Annotated in this window: 3 protein-coding genes; 2 read left to right on the forward strand and 1 reads right to left on the reverse strand. The window is 62.5% G+C overall.

Features of this window, described 5'->3' with window-relative positions; translation table 11 throughout:
• On the reverse strand, positions 1 to 561 hold a 561-nt coding region (locus LCF60_RS23865), incomplete at its 3' end, for a chemotaxis protein CheB (RefSeq protein WP_363318459.1).
• Between the two features lie 149 nt (positions 562 to 710).
• Here LCF60_RS23865 and LCF60_RS23870 point away from each other — a divergent pair.
• A complete protein-coding gene (locus LCF60_RS23870; protein ID WP_292295026.1) occupies positions 711 to 1,565 on the forward strand; it encodes a serine hydrolase domain-containing protein in 855 nt (284 codons plus the stop codon).
• Positions 1,566 to 1,733: 168 nt separating this feature from the next.
• Entirely contained in the window at positions 1,734 to 2,813 is a 1,080-nt protein-coding gene (locus LCF60_RS23875) for a saccharopine dehydrogenase NADP-binding domain-containing protein (RefSeq protein WP_292295027.1), read from the forward strand.
• Positions 2,814 to 3,392: the final 579 nt, after the last annotated feature.

A 3,392-nucleotide genomic window follows, 5' to 3' on the forward strand; every position in this document is an offset into this window, starting at 1 on the left:
GTCGTCGAGCGATCCTGCCAGCACAATGCCGATGATGCGCATGCCCCCGAATTCCGCCAAAGAGTTGAAGAGCAGATCGACGGTTCGATTGCCGTGCATCCGATCGGGATCGAACGACACTGTGCCTACTGTTCGGGAGATCAAGGTCAGATGGTTCGCCGGTTCGCCGATGTAGACATGTCCAGACCGAAGCTGCTCATCTTCATCGGCAATGATCACTGGCATGCGGCTGTATTTTTGCAGAACCTCTCGCAGGTGGCTGATTGCAGTCCACGGCCGATGCAGGACGATCATTACCACCGCATCAAGGCTGGGCCATTCATGCAGGAGAATGCACAAATCCTGAAGCCCTTCTCTACCAGAGGCTCCAACCGCGACCGTCCAAGGTAAATGAGCCCGCATTCCGGAGATGCTACATGATGCTTGCCCCGATAGCGAGGTGGAGAACTGCAACTTCGTCCGCTCTGCCGTCATCCGCTCATCGAGACTTCTGCAAGATGCACCAACGACAGGAATGCGAAGGCCGCACTGCGACGTGGCAAGCTCCGGCGAATGTCTCATCCGGACCGTAGACGACGAGAGTCCGGTCGATGAAGGGCTCAGTCCGCCGTGCCGCCGCGACTTCGCTTCGAGCGGAAATTGACCAAAAGTCGACGGTCACGTATGCAGGCCGAATGGAAACGCAGAGCATATCTACAGCCTGGATGACGATGTCCGGCCGTAGTGGCGGCGACAGCCCGGAGGGCGCGCGATTTCCCTACTGGAGCTTTTCAAAGACAGCGATTGCGATCTGTGCGCTCAAGCTGACAGACGAGCATCTCGTGGACCTGGACGCGCCGCACAACGGACACCCCTTCACGCTCCGCCAGCTCCTCGGTCACAGTTCCGGCCTGCCCGATTATGGGCCGCTGAAAGAGTATCACGGCGCAGTGGCCCGAGGAGATGCGCCTTGGTCCCGCGAGAAACTTCTTGAGGCGACCCTGGCTCAGGGGATGCATTTTCCGCCAGGGGAAGGGTGGTCCTATTCCAACATCGGATACCTCTTCGTCCGCGACCTGATTGAGGAGGCGACGGGAAAGCCCCTCGGCGACGTCATTCACGACATGATCTGCAAGCCTCTCGGTCTGGCGAGCGTGGAATTCTGGGACACGCTCGACCAGTCGGCGGCGCTGCACTGGCATGCTGGCGCAGGGTATGATCCTCGATGGGTCTATCACGGTTGCCTCATCGGCTCGGCCCCGGATGCGTCGCATTTGCTGCACGCTCTATTCGCCGGTGATCTTCTCAGATCGAAGCCATTGGACGACATGCTGATCAGACGATCCCTCGGCGGTGCCCTTCCCGGGCGTCCCTGGACCGAATGCGGATATGCGCTCGGTCTCATGTCGGGCGCCATAAGCGATGCGGGACGCGCAATCGGCCACACCGGCGGCGGACCCTTCAGCGTGAACGCCGTCTATCATTTTCCCGATCTTCCCGATCCGACGACCATAGCCGCTTTTACCGACGCACCGGACCAAGGGGTCGCGGAGTTCGCCGTTGCAAGAATTGCGCGCGACCACTGACGGCTTCACCGGCGCTCCAGTCATCCACTTTCCGAAAATGCTGCGAGATGCAAAAAGGGCCAAAATGCGAAAGTTGCGCCGAAGCGATGAGACCCGTGCGGGAATGGCCGTGGTAGAACTTGGCCCGGGAGGTCGACTGGCGAACTGATCCAACGAGGAAGAGAGAAGATGACTGACCTGATGATCTACGGAGCGACGGGGTACACTGGAACTCTCATTGCCGAACATGCGGCCGCCACTGCATCGCAGTTCTCGCCGCCGCCGACGCTCGCAGGGCGCAACCAGGCCAAAGTCAGGGAGCTTGCCATGCGCCTGAAGATGCCTTGGGCCGCGTTTGACCTTGCCGATGCAGCCGCGCTGCGCCATCGCTTGAGGGACGTGAAGGTCTTGCTGAACTGCGCCGGCCCTTTCTCCAGGACTGCTGATCCGCTGGTTGCAGCCTGCCTTGAAGCGGGCACTCACTACGTCGACATTACCGGAGAGATCGCGGTATTCGAGCGCATCGCCGCACAGAATGCGGCAGCCCGGCAGGCAGGCATCGTCTTGCTGCCGGGCGCAGGCTTCGACGTCGTGCCGAGCGACTGCCTCGCGGCCCATCTCAAGAGACGTCAGCCCGGACTTCGCCGACTGCGTCTCTCTATCTCCGGTCTGACGAAGGCCAGCCGCGGCACCGCCCGCACCGCGCTGGAGGCGCTGGGGAAGGGAACGTTGGCGCGGCGCGGCGGCGAGATCGTGGAGCTCGAGAGGCCGCAGCGCAGCCGAAGCGATTTCGGCCGAGGCCCGGTAGAGACTGTCGGGGTCAGTTGGGGCGACGTGGCGACAGCATGGTATTCCACCGGCGCCCAGGAGATCGACGTGCTCTTCGAAGCATCCTCCGCGCTGCGCCTCGTGTCCCGCGTTCCTCGGCGCCTTCGGCCTGCCCTGGGTTCGGCACCCGTGCAGCGCCTGTTGTCGCGGCTGGTGGACCGGATGCAACACGGCCCCTCCCCCGGGGATCGGCAAAGCGGGCGCTGTCGCCTGCTGGCCGAGGGATGGGATGCGGACGGCGCCCGCGTGGCCAGCCTGATGGAGACGCCGGAGCCCTACGCGTTGACCGCGCAGACCGCCTTCATGATCGCGCAGCGCATAGGGGCAGGCGAAGTGACGGCCGGCTACCATACGCCCTCAACCGCCTTCGGGCCCGATCTGGCTCTCGAATTCGATGGTGTCGATCGGATGGACGAAGAACGCAGGCGGTCCGTGTCTTAGGTCGCAGCGCAAAGGCGTCATGTGTTGTCGGTACGGCTTCCCACACGAGGAAGTGGACTCGCAGCGATCCGGCTTCGCTGCATGGAATTTTGTCATTAAAGTTCAGCGTTGACCGCGACCACAATCAAAGCAGCCATTTTGCGATGTCGTTCCCGCCATAGGCAGCGACGGATGGGTCGGCGTGAACGGCCCCGCTAAGCGGGCTAAGCTCGCGAGCCTTTGCAGCCGACAGAGCGACGAGGCAGCGCGCCACAACGCCGGATGGCGAAGCTGACGGCAAAGACCCAATGACCATCCTGTGAGCTGGCGGCCCATGCACCAGCGCGAATGGCCGCTTCGATGAAGCTGCGCCACAGCATTTCATCGACGGTCAAAGGCGGCTGAGGTGAAGGTTTTCCGATGCGGCTCGCGGCGGAGCTGTGGTCACACGCGCGACCACGACCCGCGTTGGAAAACCTCCCAAGGAGGAAGCCGCGTGGGTCTTGGATCAGGCTATGGGGAAAGTGCGCGGCCTATCGGAGCGACGGCTGCATCCAGAATGCGGCTGATGGCGCGCGAGGCGCCTGATACGATCTCAAA

This window comes from Marivita sp., from assembly GCF_020055635.1.
Lineage (GTDB): Bacteria > Pseudomonadota > Alphaproteobacteria > Rhodobacterales > Rhodobacteraceae > Marivita.